General features: G+C 52.7%; 15 protein-coding genes. 14 read left to right on the plus strand and 1 reads right to left on the minus strand.

Annotated elements, in window-relative coordinates; translation table 11 throughout:
* The first annotated feature begins 46 nt into the window (after positions 1-46).
* The 8 genes from BLW34_RS00935 to BLW34_RS00970 all read left to right on the plus strand — a co-directional run bounded on the left by BLW34_RS00935 (position 47) and on the right by BLW34_RS00970 (position 9512).
* Positions 47-724: a hypothetical protein gene (locus BLW34_RS00935; RefSeq protein ID WP_090574415.1), complete on the plus strand. Its 678-nt coding sequence runs from the start codon at positions 47-49 to the stop codon at positions 722-724.
* A gap of 39 nt (positions 725-763) precedes the next feature.
* On the plus strand, positions 764-1450 hold the full coding sequence (locus BLW34_RS00940) for a hypothetical protein (RefSeq protein WP_090574417.1): 687 nt from the start codon (positions 764-766) through the stop codon (positions 1448-1450).
* Positions 1451-1456: 6 nt separating this feature from the next.
* The gene (locus tag BLW34_RS00945; protein WP_090574419.1) at positions 1457-2785 is read left to right on the plus strand and encodes a hypothetical protein; all 1329 of its coding nucleotides are present in this window, start codon (positions 1457-1459) and stop codon (positions 2783-2785) included.
* A gap of 24 nt (positions 2786-2809) precedes the next feature.
* Positions 2810-4969 (plus strand): hypothetical protein, encoded by a 2160-nt coding sequence (locus tag BLW34_RS00950; protein WP_090574421.1) that lies wholly within the window; start codon positions 2810-2812, stop codon positions 4967-4969.
* An 11-nt stretch (positions 4970-4980) separates the two neighbouring features.
* Entirely contained in the window at positions 4981-6105 is a 1125-nt protein-coding gene (locus BLW34_RS00955) for a pyridoxal phosphate-dependent aminotransferase family protein (RefSeq protein WP_090574423.1), read from the plus strand.
* A 25-nt stretch (positions 6106-6130) separates the two neighbouring features.
* Positions 6131-7636 carry a peptidoglycan-binding domain-containing protein gene (locus BLW34_RS00960; protein ID WP_177165907.1) on the plus strand — a complete coding sequence of 502 codons (1506 nt, stop codon included), beginning with the start codon at positions 6131-6133 and terminating at the stop codon, positions 7634-7636.
* 145 nt (positions 7637-7781) lie between these two features.
* Entirely contained in the window at positions 7782-8720 is a 939-nt protein-coding gene (locus BLW34_RS00965) for a calpain family cysteine peptidase (RefSeq protein ID WP_090574425.1), read from the plus strand.
* A 21-nt stretch (positions 8721-8741) separates the two neighbouring features.
* The gene (locus tag BLW34_RS00970; protein ID WP_090574427.1) at positions 8742-9512 is read left to right on the plus strand and encodes an amidohydrolase family protein; all 771 of its coding nucleotides are present in this window, start codon (positions 8742-8744) and stop codon (positions 9510-9512) included.
* Between the two features lie 21 nt (positions 9513-9533).
* Here BLW34_RS00970 and BLW34_RS00975 read toward each other — a convergent pair whose 3' ends face one another.
* Positions 9534-10916, minus strand: a complete 1383-nt coding sequence (locus tag BLW34_RS00975; RefSeq protein WP_218138713.1) for a sigma-54-dependent transcriptional regulator — start codon at positions 10914-10916, stop codon at positions 9534-9536.
* A 699-nt stretch (positions 10917-11615) separates the two neighbouring features.
* On the opposite strand from BLW34_RS00975, the gene typA reads away from it, so the two are divergent.
* The 6 genes from typA to glgA all read left to right on the plus strand — a co-directional run bounded on the left by typA (position 11616) and on the right by glgA (position 18989).
* Positions 11616-13430, plus strand: a complete 1815-nt coding sequence (typA, locus tag BLW34_RS00980) for a translational GTPase TypA (protein WP_090574430.1) — start codon at positions 11616-11618, stop codon at positions 13428-13430.
* A gap of 35 nt (positions 13431-13465) precedes the next feature.
* Positions 13466-14101 carry a DsbA family protein gene (locus tag BLW34_RS00985; protein ID WP_090574432.1) on the plus strand — a complete coding sequence of 212 codons (636 nt, stop codon included), beginning with the start codon at positions 13466-13468 and terminating at the stop codon, positions 14099-14101.
* A gap of 87 nt (positions 14102-14188) precedes the next feature.
* A complete protein-coding gene (hslV, locus tag BLW34_RS00990) occupies positions 14189-14710 on the plus strand; it encodes an ATP-dependent protease subunit HslV (protein WP_090574434.1) in 522 nt (173 codons plus the stop codon).
* Between the two features lie 30 nt (positions 14711-14740).
* Positions 14741-16069: an ATP-dependent protease ATPase subunit HslU gene (hslU, locus tag BLW34_RS00995; protein ID WP_090539474.1), complete on the plus strand. Its 1329-nt coding sequence runs from the start codon at positions 14741-14743 to the stop codon at positions 16067-16069.
* 208 nt (positions 16070-16277) lie between these two features.
* On the plus strand, positions 16278-17462 hold the full coding sequence (locus tag BLW34_RS01000; protein WP_090574436.1) for an acetyl-CoA C-acyltransferase family protein: 1185 nt from the start codon (positions 16278-16280) through the stop codon (positions 17460-17462).
* A gap of 33 nt (positions 17463-17495) precedes the next feature.
* Positions 17496-18989 (plus strand): glycogen synthase GlgA, encoded by a 1494-nt coding sequence (gene glgA / locus BLW34_RS01005; protein ID WP_090574438.1) that lies wholly within the window; start codon positions 17496-17498, stop codon positions 18987-18989.
* The last annotated feature ends 4 nt before the right edge of the window (positions 18990-18993 follow it).

Raw genomic sequence — 18993 nt, forward strand, 5'->3', positions numbered from 1 at the left:
ACAAGCCGAAGCGTGACGGAGAACCTGAGAATTGGAGGACTAAGCCATGTATGAGAGCGAAAACACATTCGAATTCAATCCGGAAATGAGCAGTCTTGAGAGCGAGCAATACGAGAACGAGCAATACGAGCAATTCGAGTTTGGCGAAGCGGAGTGGGGGGAAGTATTTAACGAGAGTGAAGTGATGGAGCTGGCTGCCGAGCTTCTGGAAGTGACTAATGAAGAGGAGCTTGATCGCTTCCTGGGTGGATTAATCAAGAAGGCCGGCGGGGCTCTCCGCAAGGTAGTGAAATCTCCCATCGGTCGAGCTGTGGGAGGGGTACTCAAGGGTGTCGCCAAAAAAGCCTTGCCCATTGCTGGCGGCGCACTGGGTGCCTATTTCGGCGGGCCGTTAGGGGCCAAGATTGGCAGCGGCCTCGCCTCTGCAGCAGGCAGTGCGCTGGGGCTTGAACTTGAAGCATTGAGCCAGGAAGATCGTGAATTTGAAGGCGGAAAGCAATTCGTCCGTTTCGCCGCTAACACCGTCAAAAATGCAGTTTCAGCACCTGCTTCTATCGATCCACGCACTGCCGCGCAAGCTGCAGCAACTAAAGCTGCGCAAAAGTATGCACCCAGTCTGTTAGCTCCGGGCTCAGGATCTGCGGCGCCATCGACTGTGCCGGGTAAGGGTCGTAGTGGTCGATGGATTCGGCGAGGCCGCAACATCATTATTTTCAATGCCTGAACAACCCCTGGCAACACATTTCTCGAGGAGGATAACACCATGCACGATATCGACCGCACTCAACTGGAAACCAGCCATGAACTGGAAAATTACGAATATGAACAATACGAAGATGGTGAAACCGAATGGAGCACTGAAGCGGGCGCTTTCAGTGAAGCAGAAGCGATGGGGCTCGCTGCCGAGCTGTTGGAGGTCAGCAGCGAAGAAGAGCTGGAGCAGTTCCTGGGTAGCCTCATCAAAAAGGCCGGTCGAGCCGCCGGCCAGTTTATCAAGTCACCGGCAGGCCAACAGCTCGGCGGGCTCTTGAAAGGCGCAGCCAAGAAAGCGCTGCCCATGGTGGGGAGTGCTATCGGCGGTTATTTCGGCGGAAGTGGCGGTGCCAAAATCGGCAGCCAGGTTGCATCCACTGCTGGTCGAATCTTCGGCTTGGAATTGGAGGGATTAAGTCTGGAGGACCAGGAATACGAGGCTGCGAAAAGCTTCGTTCAGTTTGCCGGAACAGCTGCTAAAAATGCAGCCTCAGCGCCACCGACGGCTAATCCGCGAACAGTCGCTCAATCGGCTGTGCTGGCAGCCGCTCGTCAACTGGCTCCAGGTCTAGTCAGTGGCATCCGGCCTACAGTCCCTGGCGGCACAGCGGGTACAGTCTGTCCTTCTTGCGGAAGTGGGGCGAGAAGCGGTCGCTGGATGCGCCGTGGCAACAAGATTATTCTGTTTGGGGTTTGAGCCATCATGGCCGCCGTTTCCTATGCCACATGGATGCTCGAGCAGGAAGCTCGTGCGTTGATGACCAGATTAGAACGCATCAAGCCTTTTGCATTGCATGAAAGCATGTTGCCGGCGGCGGCTATTCTGCCAGCAGCACAAACCGGCATCGAACGGTATCTCATGAAAGGCCGGCGAGAGCTGAGAGGTTTAATCCGGCGTTATATAAGCTGGCTACGGGGGCCGTTAGGTCAAAGAGCGAGCCCGGCGCAGGCGCAACGGCTATTTACAATGCTCCGGCTTAGGTTCAATACCGTCCTGACTCAGTTCGATTTGTTCAATGATGCATTGACGCAGCGTAGCGAGAATGAGATCGGTGTGTGGCTTTCAGGACTCGATGTCGCTTCTGCCGACGCGCTGACACTGACTGGTCATTACTATGATGTGCCCCCCGTCATCTGTTATTTCGATCGCGACGTCGGGGCCGCCATTCGGCGGGCTCGCACACGGCTCCCGGGTGGTGGCGAAAATCCGGTGGCCGTGATTCGTGTGCCGAGGGAACGTCTGATCGGCAGCGGTATCGCCTCTTCCCTGGTTCACGAAGTGGGTCATCAGGCCGCTGCTCTGCTTTATCTGGTGAATTCACTTCGTCCTGTTTTGCAAGGAATGCAACGAGGCAGCGGATCTCATAGCGCTATCTGGTCGTTATGGGAGCGGTGGATTTCCGAGATCGTTGCTGATTTTTGGTCGGTTGCTCGCATCGGGATTGCTTCTACTTTGGGGTTAATGGGTGTCGTAAGCCTGCCGCGTGCTTTTATGTTCCGCCTGAACCGGGATGATCCCCATCCTTCTCCTTGGATACGCGTCAAGCTGAGCTGTGCCATGGGGCAGGCGCTCTATCCTCATCCGCAGTGGGAACGCCTGGCTCGGTTATGGGAAGCGTATTACCCGCTTAGCGGACTGGGTGCAGAGCAGCAGCGGAATTATGGTGCTTTGCAGGCGACGTTACCTGGCTTTGTCGCACTGTTGGTTAACCACAGACCCCTAAGCCTGCGCGGCCATAGCCTGGCCGAAGCCTTGCAGGTGCGAAACCGTCAACCGCACTATCTTCAGGCGCTTTTGCAGGTTTGGCGGCAACAGCCGTCGAAAATGTACCGGGCACCCCCTACCTTGGCTTTTGCCGTGATTGGTCAGGCGCGTTCCGACGGTCGCATGAGTCCGGAACAGGAAAGCGCCATCCTGTCCAAACTGCTGACTCACTGGGCGCTGAGCAGCACCTTGCAAGTATCCGAAGACTGCTCCAGACAGGGCTGGGGACACAGAACACCAGAGTTTAAACTGGCAATCCAATATTGATCATCATTTATTAAGGAGACGTCCATGTCTACAAAAAATACGCAGTTAGGTAAAGTGACCATTTTGGTGACCGACGACCCTACCGTCCAAAATACCCCAATAAGAAATGCTTGGGTTACCCTTACCCGCCGAGGTAAAGAAAGCGCTGAGCAAGCTCAGCAGAAATCTAAAACGAAAGGAGGCGTCGAAGAGCATTCGGATGAGTATTCTTGCGAAGAAAAAATTTATCGAAAAGAGACTAATGAAGATGCTCTTGCCATTCTCGAAGTACCCTGTGGCGACTATGAAATCTGTTGCGAAGCTTTTGGAATCGTCTCTAAAAAAGCGGACATCACGGTAACACAGGACAGCTGTCTCACTAGAACAATAGTCATTCCTTTGCAGTTTGACATCGAGTGGGGAGCACTTGCGGAGAATTGTCAAGGAACAGAATTTAATCAGTGCATTCAGGCGGATGCAGGAACTACCTGGGTTTTCAGCGTCCATCATAACTTAACAATACAACCGGGAAATCGAAAGATCAGATGGGCAACAACCCGCGGCCATTTTTATGAATCCGATACCGCGCGCGATATGGTTCATCTCAGTACGCATGGGCATGTGGGTGAAATCAGAGTCAGCGCCACAATGAGCGAAATAGGAAGCGCCTCAGTCACCAAGGAAATACCTGTCTTTTCTAATCAGCCGCCAATAACCAATGTTGAAGGCAATCTAAACGTCTCGCTGACGCGTACGGAGACTTCTTTCACTGAAGACACCGCGTTCTGGACAGGAATTCGCAACAGCACAGACGCACTCTCGTTCAATAATTATCTTCGCTTCATGGATTGGGTTTTTTGTGGCGGGAAACCTCCAAACCCAAAAAATGGCTTTGAAGATGGGCGTTTTATTACCAAGAAAGAAGAATACGATCGACTGAAGATTCAACGTTTCCTGCCCTTTGCCGACTCCGACGCTTATCGCGTCATGAAGGCAGCCACCGAGGCCTTCGTGATGGTCAACTGCGGCGTGCAGCAGGAACCGCTACCGTTCGATCCGAATACGAATCGCCCAAATCGCGATGACGCCTATCTTAACCGCAGAGACCTGCCCATTCCAAACGTGGGGTTGAGTACCGCTTTCGACCAATATCTTGTACCCGTGAACGGCGACAAAACACTGCCTTATCTTGCGGTTATTCGGCGAAAACTACCCGATATTCCAATCAAGACTACATTGTTCGAAAACGCCGTCCCGAGAAACCAAGGAGATTTAGCCGAAATATTCGACAATTGCTTCGGTTTGCTGCAAGAGAAACTTGAAAACCCTTGCCTGTTGGAACTCATCTGGTCCTACTGGCACGAAGAAGGCATGCTCGTGCAGTCGATGAACACTATCTCGCGACGCTTCCAGAACATACGCTCGTCAGTCCAGGACCCGCTTGCCAACCTGGAGATGGATCCATTGCGTCCACTTAATAATTTGCTATGGAGTTATATCCAGGATGAGCCGCATCGGCTGACGATCAATCGGCGCAACTACGAATACGATCACCATTACGGCTTGCGACTGGAAGGTAAGGCTGTTCAGAATTTCAGTCCTGTGGATACACGTTCGAAATTCCTGGAGGCATTCCACCACTTGTTACGCTTGTGTACCGTGTTCTATAAGCAGGATGACGATACCACGGTTAAAGCCGACGCCTTCCCGGTGCTCAATGCGCTCAAGGAAGTGCATTTGATTCTTTCCCAAGGGGCTCACAACCAGTTCGGAGATCTGCCGTCGAGTGCCCGCATTGAAATGCTGATGCAGCAGTGGTTGCTGGCCAGACCCGAATTTCGGGAGCTTTTGCCGACCCGTATCATGGTCGCTTACCCTGAACCCTGGATGGACCGCGTCGATGCGATGAAGAAACTCCAGGGGTGGACCGACACCAGTGTACTGCACTTCCGCAACCTTGGCATGTTCGGCGAGCAGCTATTGCTTTCAATCCGCTGGGGTCATTGGAGCGATGAGTTCGAGCCTGTTAAGGCGCTTAATTGGGCACGGTTTTTCCGTCCGCAGGTGCAGGGTTACATCCATGCTTACCGTGCGGCAACGGGCGTGGATCTATCGGCTGATCCAACGGTGAATGCGCGTGTGGATTCCACCTTGCCATCAGTGTTGTTGCAGAGGCGCTTGGCAAGCCAGCAGCGGGCAAGTTGAGGTCATCAAAGATGATCAACTTCACTTCGGCACTCTACCTTGGGTTGCATCACCCGAGTCGGCTTCTGCAGCCTTGGAAGCAGCTCACCTTGGGTGTGCCGGCGGCTCTGGCCGAACCCCCCGGCGCCGAAGAAGTGGCTCAAAGACTGGCGCAGTTACAGGGCTGCGAGCAAGGCGTTCTGATGCCTTCCACCTTGCATTTGTTTTGGGATTTATTCGGGATGTTATGCCAGCAACCGGTGACTGTATATCTGGATGAGGGGGCTTATGCGACCGTGCGGTGGGGAGTGGAGCGGGTAGGTGCAAGAGGTGTTGCCGTTCACCGCTTTCGTCATCACGATGCCACAGCGCTTTTGTCTCAAATTAAGCTACAGATACGTAAAAGGAAATATCCGGTGGTGGTCGCCAATGGCTTCTGCCCCGTTTGTAGCAAGGCAGCCCCCATCGGCGACTATTTGGAGATTGTGAGACGCTTTGGCGGTCTGCTGGTTTTGGACGATACTCAGGCGTTGGGCATCTTGGGGGAAGCGCCCGTAGGGTGTGCCCCCTATGGCCATGGCGGGGGAGGCATTTTACGCTGGAGTGGGCATTTCGGGCCGGACATCCTGGTGGGTTCTTCTCTGGCAAAGGGATTGGGTGTGCCGGTAGCGGTTCTTGCAGGGAGCCAGCATTGGCTCAAACGATTTAAAACTGCAAGCGACACCCGAGTGCATAGCAGTCCTCCTTCGGTGGCCGTTATCCAGGCTGCTGCGCATGCGCTGACGGTAAACCAGGTTCAGGGTAATTTGTTGAGACAAAGGCTCGCTCAGCGAGTCGGACAATTCCGAAAAGGATTGGAGCTCGTCGGAGGGTCTTCCGCCGGCGGCTGGTTTCCAGTTCAAACCCTCCACGGCATTGCTGGGGATGCGGCTGTGCGGCTACACCAACGTCTTTCTCAGCGGGGCGTTCAAGCCGTATTATCACGCCCCCACAATAATAGGGAAGCCCGTCTGAGTTTTTTGATCACGGCCCGGCACTGCGCTATGGAGATGGATCGATGTATAGATATGTTGGATTCATTGGCCAATAGTGTCAAAACCCCAACAAACAACGAACAGCTTAAGGGGCAGCCAACTTCGGCCTGCCAATCAAGATAGTGACACTACATTCTAGAGGTGAATCATGAATCAAGAACCCAGCTTTGAAACGTTGCCCTTTGAACTCGCTCCCGAATTTGCTGGCGAGATGTTCGAAGTAGAAAGTGAACGAGGAAGTCGTCGATCATTCGGCAGGAGCGGAGGACGGTATTCCCAGTCCCCCTCCCTGTCTGGATTACGACCGAAGGGAATCAAGCGCCCGCCGATTGCAAAACCCCGCCCCCTCCCGAAGGGGCGCCGTAGGCCTTGGGGCGTGGGACGTGAACCCTATGGTATCGTGAGCGAGCCCTATCCCATTGGACCCGAACCGTTAGGGTCGGAGCGAGTGCGCTGGCTACAGGATTGTCTGAATCAAGCGATAGGAACACAGCTTCCAGTGACGGGCGTTGTGGGACCGGAAACGCGCAGTGCTGTCAGGCGTTTTCAGCGGCAGCAAGGCCTCAGAACAACCGGTATCGCCGGCCCCGATACCGAGGAGGCATTGAGGGTTGCTTGTGAAAACCGGGGTGACCAACCATCATCGGAGGAACTGGAATTCGGTGCCATCTACGAGAGCGAGTGGATGGAAATGGAATTGCCCGCTGCATTTCGAGACAATTACAGCAGGCTCCTCACACACATGTTGCCAGCAGATCAGGGACTCTGGGCCACCAGGCGATGTTATCGGCTCTCGCAGTATCATCGCGCTCCTCAGCAACGGGGTGTATATCTTCTCATTTTCCGTAATCGCTCGCCCAGCGGCCACATCGGTTATGTCGGTGAAAGCGAAAACCTTCGCGAGCGAATGCAAGGATACCGCCGGGATGCGATATTCTTCGGTCTCAATCCCGACAATTATGCCTTTTGCTGGGTACTGACATCTCAACATAAAGCAATCGAAGAGGGCCTTCGGGCTGCTCTGAATCCAACTGGGCTGGTCACCAATCAGCGAGAGCTCGAAATAGCACTGGAAAGCCCGTTCAATGAAGCTGAAGAAATCGAGCTTGCCGCGGAATTGTTATCGATTTCCAGTGAGGAAGAGCTGGACCAGTTTCTCGGCAAGTTGTTCAAGGGAATAGGCAGGGGGATCAAGAAAGCGGGCCGCTTCATTGGCAAGCGAGTGCTGCCCGTACTGGGCAAAGGTCTGAAAGCTATTGGCAAGGCCGCGCTTCCGGTCGTGGGCAAGGCATTAGGATCCTTTATTCCGATACCGGGGGTCGGCACGGCAATCGGTGGTGCTGTGGGAACAGCGCTGAGCAAAGCACTGGAACTTGAATTCAGTGGCTTGAACGCGGAAGAAGCAGAGTTGGAAAAGGCGCGGCGCTTTGTCCGCATTGCGGGCACAGCAGCCAGGCAAGCAGCGCTGGCCGACCCCAATGCGGACCCTCAGGCCGCAGTAAGAACGGCATTGATGGCTGCGCTACACCGGCATGTGCCGAATCTCCCGGCCAGCCTCACTGACAATGCTTTGCAGACGAGCGGAGCTAAAGCCTCTGCGAGCACCGGCCGGTGGGTTCGACGTGGGCGCACTATCGTTGTGGAAAGAGCCTAAAGCAAAAAGGCGCATGGAAGTCCGGCTGAACCGTATTGAAAGACAGGAAATAAGCACAGTGATTAACTCTCCGGAGCCCCGGACCTCCATCCTGTTACGCTGGCTGGCCTTAATAAATATATCTCAGTAGCGTAGGAGGTCACTCATGAGTACGCCATTCAGTTTTGAAGATGAGCTGTTCGAGGTGGTGCATCTAGCCGTGATATTGAGGGAGCCAGAAACCGAACATAGTACGGTAATGCTTGATCGCTGCGCAGCGCCCTACCACAGATGCCTGGCGCCATTTCAGAATCCGGCCGCTGTTGACTGGGCATCCGTACGACAGCAGCGGCTCACGAATTGTCCTCTACCGGCTATCTTGGCAGCCGTTGGCCGGGCTTGCCCCAAGTTTCTGCGAAACATGATCTTTCATGACCTCACACAGCCTTACAAAGCTACTCTGGGGAAACGGCCAGGTTCGGGCTCCAGCGTGTTCCACATCACATTTAGAGGAGTGAACAGAACGATTATCATTTCACTCCGACTGCATTTCCCGCGGCCAGAGGATGCGCAGCACCCGGTAGCGCCGGAACTTCACAATCTAATGTTTTCCAGAGCGTCTGATGGGGGTTGGGCCAGCTACATTGAGAAAGCCTATGTTGTGATGCGAGGAAAGAATCGTTATGAAAATTTAAACATGCATGCAATGGATCCACCCCTTACCGTCAATCGTTTTTTCTTCGATGTGCTGGACCGATTTACGAAGATTCAATTCGAGACAAACGAAATATTCTTCAGCCTAAGGCCAAGCCTGAACATTGAAGGAAAAGAAATCTGGATAACTGAAGAAAGATTCATAAGGCCGTTGACGCGCGGAAGACTCAAGGCATTACTGATTTTGACGCATGAACGCCCAACGATTGCTACAACTCATGCTGCTTCATCACGGCTGATTCGTGAACATACTTACCTAGTGACACATTTGTCCAGAGCGGGCGTTCATGTTCAGGAATTCATGCGACGCTCGCCGCCGGAGGCTATTCCGCTGGCTGATCTCGGCAGGGAGTTTGACGCTATTTATCAGAGTTCAAGCAATTGTGCCTAGTGTTGAATGGGAGGAAATACCATGATCATCGATTGCCACTGCCATGCCGGAATGGGCGATGGCTTAACCGGGCCGTGGGATACCCGGGCATCCTTGCGGGATTATCTGCAGCGTGCAGCAGCGGCAGGGATTCATCGTACGGTGCTGTTTTCTGCTTTTCATTCGAACTATGCCGTTGCTAACCAGGAAGTAGCGCGTATCGTAGCCAGTGGATCCAGCCGATTTTACGGTTTTGCTTTTGTGCATGCTGAACGTGATCGGGGACGCATACACAAATTGATTGAGATTGCCGTAAAACGTTATGGCTTCGTTGGCATCAAGGTGCACCGCCACGATGCCGCCATCACGCGCGAGATCTGTGCGGCTGCCCGGGCTTATGCTTTACCGGTGTTGTACGATGTGGCGGGGGAGGTATCCGTTTGTGAATTGCTGGCCCAGGAATATCCAGACGTCAACTTTATCATCCCGCATCTCGGTAGCTTTGCTGACGACTGGCGTGCCCAGTTGGCCGTGATTGACCATCTGGTTCGCCATCCGAATATTTACGCTGATACTTCTGGGGTGCGGCGCTTTGATTTGCTGGAACAAGCCGTTAAACGGGCGGGAGCGGCCAAGATCCTATTCGGCTCCGACGGGCCATGGCTGCACCCGGGCGTTGAGCTGGCCAAGATCAAGGTTTTGCGATTGCCGCTTTCTCAGGAGAATCTGATTCTGGGAGGAAATTTTCGAAATTTAATCGGCATAGCTGGGCGCCGTCAGGCGATGTTATTGGCAGGTGGATTGCGAAGCTAGTCGTTGATGATCCTAAAACAATTACAAAAGGTATTCGGTCTTACTTGTTGAGGATCTATCTTTCTTCCAGTTCTGAACAGTACGATCGGTTACACCTAAAAGTTGGGCTGCCCGTTGTGTATTGCCGTTCACTTGCTCTAACACAATGCGGAACGCAGTCTCTTCAGTGTTCCGGCTGATGGCTTTGAGTCCTACGCCTCGACTCAGCGCGATACGAATTGCACGTTCGAAACCAGTATCACGCCACTCCTTCCAGTCCTCTGTCCAAACCGGTCGATCATCCGGCGGAATACACCCTACCGTGATAGCGCCCTGCCCAGCGTGACGACATAGCATGCGCGCGATAACTTGCTTGAGATCACGTACATTACCAGGGTATTCACGGCGCAACAGGTACTCCTGAACAGGAGCATCCAACTTGGGTGAGTCCTGATCAGGGTAGTTTACCTTCAGGAAGTGGTTGGCCAAGGGAAGAATGTCTTCAGGACGCTCCCGCAAGGGAGGTAAATGACATACATTACTGGCAATGCGGTAGTAGAGGTCCGCGCGGAATTCACTCCGCTGAACTTGCGCCCAAAGATCGCGATTAGTGGCGCAAACCAGCCGGAATGAAGTGCGTTGCCAAGCGTTGCCGCCGACGCGCTTGAAGGTGTTTTCTTGAATGACTCGCAGTAACTGGGTTTGCAGTGTAAGGGGCAGCTCTCCTACTTCGTCAAGAAACAGCGTGCCGCCGTTTGCAAGTGCGAACACGCCGTCACGCGAAGATGCCGCGCCAGTGAATGCGCCACGCTCATGGCCGAAGAACTCGCTACCAGACAATTCCGAAACAATAGTGGTGCAATCCAGAATGACGAGGTCGCCTTTGTCGGGGCGAGGGTCCAGGGTATGGATGAGATTCGCCAGCAACTCCTTGCCGGTGCCACTTTCGCCCAGAATCAAAACCGATGCATCCGTAAAATGAGCCACCTCTACAACTTGACGCAGGATCGCCTTTAAAGCCTGGCTTTCTCCTACTAATACATTCTGCACTGCTGGTGAATTCACCATACGATCCACTGCCACCCAGCGGCGGAGGCGTGAGGTGATCTCATGGATGATCGTACTGCATTCCGAGCACACCAATACATCAGAGGCCCCCGCCTCCAATAGTTGCCAGACTGCATCACCCGGAATGGCCGTATCACAACAGGCAAGAACTTGTAGCTGACCATTATGGCTAAATTCGCGTAGCTGCTCGCAGATTTTCGGAGTGACTTCATTACTAAAAATCACACCAGGATTGCGGGAAAGATGATCATCATAGTCTTGCATTTGAATACCCTGTTCGATCAAGAGATCAGTAATTTCATGAGCAGTTTGTTTCTGATATCCACTCATCCAGCGAACCCAGATTTTGATAGCCACCTCAAACCTCCAGTACTCAGTATTTTCGAATAGAAAAGTAACTCTTAACCCGAATATTTCATAAATTGGCACGTGCCCTCACTTGTCTTTTGATTAATAAGAAAGATTTTGCTCAGTCGGGTGTATGAATTACTACACCCCTCCTTCTCAAAACTTCCCTATTAATCAAAATCCTGCGTGATCATCACGCGAATTTATGAAATATTCGGGTTAAATAAAGAGGAAAATAGAAGGTTGCTTGTATTAGTCGGGTTCCTTGGGGGATGTAAAGAAAAAGAACGGCGTGTTATTCCTGATCTCCTTAATAATCGTGACGCTCATAGTCTCCTCCGCAAGATGAGTGTAGAAAAGTAAGAGATTCTATCGGCCCCGCGGCGTATCACACTGAATCAGGCCATTGCCCGTGTGCTGGGGATTAAAGATTATATAAATGCTTTTTTTGAGTTTGGATACTCCGATAGGTTATCGAAATATACTCACTAAAAAAATACGTGCAAACACGTAAAGCATAATTTTTTTGACTCAAACTATGCTATATATTCAAAGTTTGGATGCATTTTGTCTTTTGGGTAAAGACAGCTGGAGGATGAGTCAATGCATGAATAAGGAAAGACCTTGGCTGGCTATGTTACTGATCCGATGGTATAATCTTGCCCCTTCTTTGCATCAATTTCAGGTTAATTCTTAGGGATTTATTATATGTCACGCCCACTCCGAAACATCGCTATTATTGCTCACGTCGATCATGGCAAGACCACAATGGTGGACAAGCTGCTACATCAGGCAGGAACGTTTGCCGCGCATCAGACCATCGCCGAACGTGTCATGGATTCCAACGATATCGAACGCGAGCGGGGTATTACGATTTTTTCCAAGAATTGTGCGGTCGATTATGAGGGCGTGCATATCAATATCGTTGATACACCCGGTCACGCGGATTTCGGCGGCGAGGTCGAGCGCGTGCTATCGATGGTGGATGGCGTGTTGTTGCTGGTAGATGCTGTGGAAGGGCCTATGCCGCAGACGCGTTTTGTCACCAAGAAAGCGTTGGCGCTGGGGCTGCGACCCATTGTGGTCATCAATAAGATTGATCGCCCGGGTGCGCGTCCGGATTGGGTGATCAATCATACCTTCGACCTATTCGATAAATTGAATGCAACGGAAGCGCAACTGGATTTTCCGGTGGTGTATGCGTCCGCGCTCAATGGTTATGCCACACTGGATCCGAAACAGACCAGCACCGATATGCGTCCGCTTTTCGACACCATCCTCAAGCATGTGCCTGAGCCAACGGGTAACCCTGACGAGCCTTTGCAATTACAAATCAACGCGCTTGACTATTCGAGTTTTGTTGGCCGGATTGGTGTGGGGCGGATCGCGCGCGGCCGTCTCAAGCCTGCCCAGGATGTGATGGTCATGACCGGGGATCAAACACCCAAAAAAGCGCGCGTCAATCAGGTATTCGGTTTTCGTGGTCTTGAGCGTGTGCCACTGAGTGAAGCATTAGCGGGGGATATCGTCCTGGTGAATGGCATTGAAATACTCAGTATCGGTACGACGCTGGCCGATATCGATCATCCTGAGGCATTGCCAATGCCAATAGTGGATGAGCCGACACTGTCCATGAATTTCCAGGTCAATACCTCGCCATTCGCAGGTAAAGAAGGAAAATTTGTCACCAGTCGACAGTTGCGCGAACGATTGGAAAAAGAACTGCTGACCAATGTGGCGCTCAAGCTGGAAGAAACAGGTGAGACCGATTCGTTCCTGGTTTCTGGACGGGGTGAATTGCATTTGACCATATTGCTGGAGAATATGCGGCGTGAAGGCTATGAACTGGCTGTTTCGCGTCCACGTGTCGTCATTCGTGAAATTGACGGTGAGAAATGCGAGCCCTTTGAGGTGCTCACGATAGATGTCGATGAAGAAAACCAGGGCGCTGTGATGGAAGCGCTGGGTGCACGTCGGGGTGATTTACTCGATATGGTATCGGATGGGCATGGCCGGGTCAGACTTGATTATCGTATTCCTGCACGCGGCTTGATCGGTTTTCAATCCGAATTCATGACCATGACGCGGGGTACCGGCATGATGAGCCACGTTTTTGATGAATACGCACCGATGCGACCTGAGATCGCAGCGCGCAGAAATGGTGTGCTGATTTCTGCCGAGCATGGTGAAGCAGTGGCCTATGCACTATGGAAACTGCAAGAGCGTGGGCGCATGTTTGTCAGCCCGGGTGATCCAGTTTATGAGGGTATGGTGATTGGCATTCATAGCCGGGATAATGATCTGGTCGTGAATCCGATTAAAGGCAAGCAATTGACTAACGTCCGTGCATCGGGCCATGATGAGGCAGTGACGTTGACACCGCCCATCCAGCTCACGCTGGAGTCTGCCATAGAATTTATCGCCGATGATGAACTGGTAGAAATTACGCCCAAAAGTCTTCGGATACGTAAACGCTTCCTTCTGGAGCATGAACGCAAACGTGCATCGCGCCCGGCAGCATAAGCTATAAGCTACCTTATTATTGCTTTGCCGCATGAATGAACGCACGCTGTTGGTACATTGCCGATCCTATGTGTTCCTGGTGCTGGGGGTTCTCGCCTGTCATTGAGGCAATCCGGCATGAATATGGCGATCGCCTGAAAATCGGACTGATCGTGGGGGGATTGCGCCCTGGTACAACAGAGCCAATTGCGCTCGAAAAGCGCGCAGAGATATTGCATCACTGGCATAACGTGCAGCGGATGACCGGGCAGCCATTCAAGTTTTCAGGCGCTTTGCCGCAAGGATTCATCTACGATACCGAGCCTGCCTGCAGGGCTATAGTCAGCGCTTCGCTCATTGATTCAGCGCACACGTTTTCGTTGCTTGCCGCTATTCAGCATGCCTTTTACGTTGAGCAGGCCAACGTGACGCAGCCGGATGTGCTGACTCAACTTGTCGCTGAGCTGGGCATGCCTGCCGCGCAATTTTCGCAAGTATTTGCCTCGGATGCGGCAAAACGCCACACCCAGGATCATTTTCATCAAGCCATCCGATGGGGGGTGCGGGGTTTTCCTGCTATCCTTGCCCAGGATGCGCCTGTCCCGCAGTTTCTTAGCAAGGGTTATTGCACGCTTGAAGTGTTACGTCAGCGCATTGATGCCTGGCTAAATGCCGGCATCAGTCACAGTTGATTTATTCAGCGCTTCCCTATTTCGATTACGTGCCGCTCCTGAATCAGCGTTATAATTACTCTTTTTTCTAGATGCAGAGTAGTTGATATGACCACCATAGTATCCGTACGACGAGGCAAGCAAGTAGCATTGGGGGGCGATGGGCAGGTAACGCTCGGTGCTGTCGTTGCCAAAGCCAGCGCGCGCAAGGTGCGCAGGCTTTACCATGGTAAGATTTTAGCGGGGTTTGCGGGCGGAACAGCTGATGCCTTTACCTTGTTTGAGCGTTTTGAGGGCAAGCTGGAAAAACATCAGGGCCATCTGATGCGATCAGCAGTTGAACTCGCCAAGGATTGGCGGACCGACCGTATTTTACGGCGCCTTGAAGCCATGCTGGTGGTGGCTGATGGTGAAGCCACGCTGATCATCACTGGGGCAGGTGATGTGATTGAGCCAGAATTGAGTTTGGCTGCGATTGGCAGTGGTGGCGCCTATGCGCAGGCTGCGGCGAGGGCGTTGCTGGAGAATACTGATCTGTCTGCCAAGGAAATTGTTGCCAAAGCACTCGCCATTGCGGGCGATATCTGTATCTATACCAATCAGACTCACGTCATCGAGTCCCTCGATTAATTTGATTCATTCCTCCGAGAAGCTATTACCATGTCACAAATGACTCCCCAGGAAATCGTTCACGAACTCGATAAACACATCATTGGCCAGCTTAGCGCGAAGCGCGCCGTTGCGATTGCGCTCAGGAACCGCTGGCGCAGACAGCAAGTGGCTGAACCGCTTCGGCAGGAAATCACGCCCAAGAATATCCTGATGATTGGTCCTACCGGCGTAGGTAAAACAGAAATTGCGCGCCGGCTGGCGAAGCTCGCGGATGCGCCGTTTATCAAGATAGAAGCAACCAAGTTTACTGAGGTGGGTTATGTTGGGCGCGATGTCGATTCCATCATTCGTGATCTGGTGGAGTCCGCCATCAAACAGGGGCGCGAACGGGAAATCAGAAAGATGCGTCCACTTGCGGAAGATCGTACCGAAGAGCGGATTCTCGATGTATTGTTGCCGCCCGCGCGTGATCTGGATTTCCGGGCAGAGAGCGAAGAAAGCAATGCAACCCGGCAAAAATTCCGCAAAAAACTGCGTGAAGGCGAGCTGGATGACAAGGAAATAGAGATTGAGGTCGCTACACCCCAAGCGGGCATGGAGATCTTCGCGCCTCCGGGAATGGAAGAGCTTACTTCACAGATTCAGGGCATGTTCCAGACGATGGGGGCAGGTAAGAAGAAAACACGCAAACTCGCGATCCGTGAAGCCAAAAAAATTCTGCTCGAGGAGGAGGCAGGACGATTGATCAATGACGAGGAGCTCAAGCTGCGCGCGGTGCAGAATGTCGAGCAAAACGGTATCGTGTTTCTTGATGAAATCGACAAAATTACCAGTCGCTCTGAAACATCCGGCGCTGATGTATCGCGGCAGGGCGTGCAGCGTGATCTATTGCCGCTGGTCGAAGGTACCACGATTTCCACTAAGTATGGCATGATCAAGACCGATCATATCCTGTTTATTGCCAGTGGCGCCTTTCATCTGGCCAAGCCTTCTGATCTGATTCCCGAGCTGCAGGGGCGTTTTCCGATCCGGGTTGAGTTGGGCAGCCTGAGTGCAGACGATTTCGAGCAGATTCTTACCAATACCGATGCTTGTCTGACACGGCAATATCAGGCGCTCCTGAAAACAGAGGGGATCGAGCTGAGCTTCTCGGAGGATGCCATCAAGCGATTGGCGGAGATTGCCTATTCGGTCAATGAAAGAACTGAAAACATTGGCGCAAGAAGACTGCATACTGTCATGGAAAAACTGCTGGAAGAAGTTTCTTTCAACGCGACCAAGCGCAGCGGTGAATCGATCGTCATCGATGCGGTGTATGTCGATACGCGTCTCAAGGAGCTTTCTCAGAGTGAGGATCTGGCGCGATATGTGCTGTAGTAGAGGAAAGCCTGCTAAGTGATCGCAGTGACACATTACTGTGTTGCGCGGTGCTGGCTCCCTTGCCTATCTACGAGGTATGTGATTTCGCCGAGACTCACTAAGCTTTTTTTCCCGGGTTCTGGGTATCGTACGCTTTTCACGGTGCCGACTTCGCTCACTTATTCAGGCTTTTCCGAAATATTCATTCAATCAAGGAGCATCTTTCGTGCCAGCACGTGAGGTCGTCATACTCAGTGGCGTGCGCACTGCAATCGGAGATTACGGCAGAGCGCTCAAGGATGTCGCCCCTACCGCCCTGGCGGCAAAGGTGGTGCGTGAGGCTGTTATGCGTGCAGGTGTCGAATCCGCTGAAGTGGGGCATCTGGTTTTTGGCCATGTGATTCACAGTGAAGCACGCGATATGTACCTGGCTCGAGTGGCTGGCCTGGAAGGAGGGTTGCCGCAATCAACCGCAGCCTTGACGCTGAACCGGGTATGCGGCAGCGGTTTGCAAGCGATTCTATCTGCTGCGCAAACCATTATGCTAGGTGATACGGATGTTGCTGTCGCAGGTGGCGTGGAATCGATGAGTCGGGCAGGTTATCTGTTACCTGCGCTGCGCTGGGGGCAGCGCATGAAAGATAGCCAGGCGGTAGATATGATGGTTGGCGCGCTGACCGATCCGTTTGATCAAGTTCATATGGGTATAACGGCGGAAAACATCGCCAGGAAATGGGGCATTACCCGCGAGGAACAAGATCAATTTGCCATGGAAAGCCATCGGCGGGCGATGGTTGCAATCCAGCAGGGCTATTTTAAAACGCAGATTTTGCCCATCGAGATCTCTACGGGCGAAGGAATCAGGCTTTTCGATACCGATGAGCATCCCCGCGAGCAGGTTAGCCTAGGGAAACTGGCCAGGCTTCCCAGCGTTTTTCAGGAGAATGGCACAGTCACTGCGGGCAATGCATCCAGCATCAATGATGGTGCGGCTGCCATGGTACTTATGGCAGCGCAAACTGCTGAGCAAAAGAATCTGAGCCCGCTGGCGCGTCTGGTCGCTTATGGTCATGCTGGCGTCGATCCCAGCTATATGGGGATCGGTCCGGTTCCAGCCGTGCAGCAGGCGCTCGATCGGGCCGGACTTAAACTCGCCGATATAGATGTAATTGAGTCGAATGAAGCCTTCGCGGTTCAAGCCTGTGCAGTGGCGCGCGAGCTCGGCTTTGATCCAGTCAAAGCGAATCCTAATGGCGGCGCAGTGGCATTCGGGCATCCGATTGGGGCGACCGGCTGTATTCTGTCAGTCAAAGCGATCTATGAACTGCATCGGGGAGGCGGGCGTTATGCTTTGGTGACAATGTGCATAGGCGGCGGACAAGGAATTGCCGCCATCTTTGAACGACTTTGATCGCATTACGCGCGGCCGTTTATTTAACAAACCATGCCATCCATTTCTTCCCGTCACGCGCTCCAAGTCCTCTTCATTACGCCGGAAGTCTATCCATTGTGTAAGACCGGCGGATTGGGCGATGTCAGTGCAGCATTGCCTGCTGCTTTGCGTGAACTGGAAGTGGATATTCGCTTGTTATTACCCGGCTACCCATCCGTTCTGTCAGGACTCAAATATAAGCGTAAGGTAGCCGTATTCGGTGATCTTCCTCATTTTCCGCCCGCTACGTTATGGTCAGCCAAGTTGCAGATCAGCCCATTGACGAGTGTACCGGTCTACGTCATTGATTGCCCGGCGTTGTACCAGCGTGAAGGCGGACCTTATCTGAATGCTGTGGGGAAGGACTGGCCGGACAATGCCTTGCGCTTCGGCTTACTTTCAAAAATAGGTGCGATCTTGGCGAGTGACGCCAACCCGCTGACATGGCGGCCGGATATTGTGCATTGCAATGATTGGCAAAGTGGGCTCGCACCTGCTTACCTTCATTTTCATCCAGGAAAAAAAGCTGCTTCCCTGATGACGATTCATAATCTTGCCTTCCAAGGCTGTTTCCCCTCTGAAACCGTTACCCAGCTGGGATTGCCCACGAGCAGCTTTGATATTAACGGTGTGGAATACTACGGTAATCTGTCGTTTATCAAGGCTGGCCTTTATTATGCCGATCGTATTTCGACAGTCAGTCCCAGTTATGCCCTGGAAATCCAGCAGGCACCGCTTGGCTTTGGCTTGCAAGGATTGCTGGCTGCACGTAGCCGGCATATTCATGGCATCGTCAACGGTATTGATACCAGAGAATGGAACCCTGTCACCGATCCTCATCTCAGCAAGAACTATTCCAGCAAACAACTTGCTGCAAAGCAGGACAACAAGCTTGCGATCCAGCGGGAAATGGGGCTGGAAGTCGATCGTGATATTTTGCTGTTTGCCGCAATCAGCCGCTTCAGTGAACAAAAAGGCTATGACCTCATACTGCAGGTAGCCTCGCAGCTCGTGCAAATACCGGCGCAACTGGTCTTGCTGGGAAGTGGTAATGCTAAACTGGAGGAAGATCTGGCCAAGCTGGGAGAAACTTATTCTGGCAAGATTGTGGCGCAAATCGGTTTTGATGAGGCTTTATCGCACCAGATTGAAGCGGGTGCTGACAGTTTTCTGATGCCGTCACGTTTTGAGCCATGTGGCTTAAACCAGATGTATAGCCAGCGTTATGGTACGCCTCCGCTGGTCCATGCCACTGGGGGGCTGATCGATACGGTGGTGGATTGTACGCCAGCTACGCTTGCAGATGGAAGCGCCAGCGGCTTTCAATTCCCTCGCATGACCCCTGAGGATTTTCTGGCGGGCATTCAGCGTGTCGTGACAGCCTACCGCAATAAGCCACTTTGGCAGCAGCTGCAGAAAAACGGCATGCTCAAGGATTTTAGCTGGCAAGCCAGTGCCATGGCATATCGTGACATTTATCAGTTATTGGCGACTGGTTCAGATTGATCAC

Source organism: Nitrosomonas sp. Nm58, assembly GCF_900107335.1.
Classification (GTDB): domain Bacteria; phylum Pseudomonadota; class Gammaproteobacteria; order Burkholderiales; family Nitrosomonadaceae; genus Nitrosomonas.